Here is a 533-nt window from a genome sequence, read left to right as displayed (position 1 = left end):
TTCCGCGGAACGTCGCTGCTAGTGCAGCTATATTGGATTTTCTTCGTGTTGCCGCTGTTTGGTATAACGCTTCCGAACTTCACCGCCGGCTACATATCCGTCGGCCTCAATATCGGTGCCTATGGCGCCGAGCTCGTCCGCGGCGCCATTGAGTCAGTTCCGCGCGGCCAATGGGAAGCGGGAACCGCGCTGTCGATGCCGCAGGGTGTGAGGATGCGCAGGATCATATTGCCGCAAGCGCTGGCGATCATGCTTCCGCCTTGGGGTAATCTCCTGATCGAGCTTCTCAAGGGAACCGCCCTGGTGTCCCTCATCTCGGTCGCCGATCTCATGTTCCAGACACGCCAGATCAACGCCTCGACCTATCTGTCGGCGCAGGCGTTTGGAACAGCTTTGATTGTCTACTACATCCTTGCCAGGTTCCTCATAACCCCGATGATGCGCTGGGCGGAACGCTTGGTTGCCCGGAGGCTTGGAAGGGCATGACATTCAACTGGCGCTGGGACTTTACGTGGGAGATCCTGCCACAGTTG

1 protein-coding gene is annotated in these 533 nt (G+C 58.3%); it reads left to right on the top strand.

Annotation, left to right across the window (positions count from 1 at the left end; all coding sequences use genetic code 11):
* On the top strand, positions 1 to 486 hold a 486-nt coding region (ehuC, locus tag EN851_RS34160; RefSeq protein ID WP_135931048.1), incomplete at its 5' end, for an ectoine/hydroxyectoine ABC transporter permease subunit EhuC.
* Between the last annotated feature and the right edge of the window lie 47 nt (positions 487 to 533).

The organism is Mesorhizobium sp. M8A.F.Ca.ET.208.01.1.1, from assembly GCF_004791315.1.
In the GTDB taxonomy this organism is placed as follows: Bacteria; Pseudomonadota; Alphaproteobacteria; order Rhizobiales; family Rhizobiaceae; genus Mesorhizobium.
Note: the sequence above shows the minus strand (reverse complement) of the source record. Positions and strands in the feature narration are given on the sequence as shown.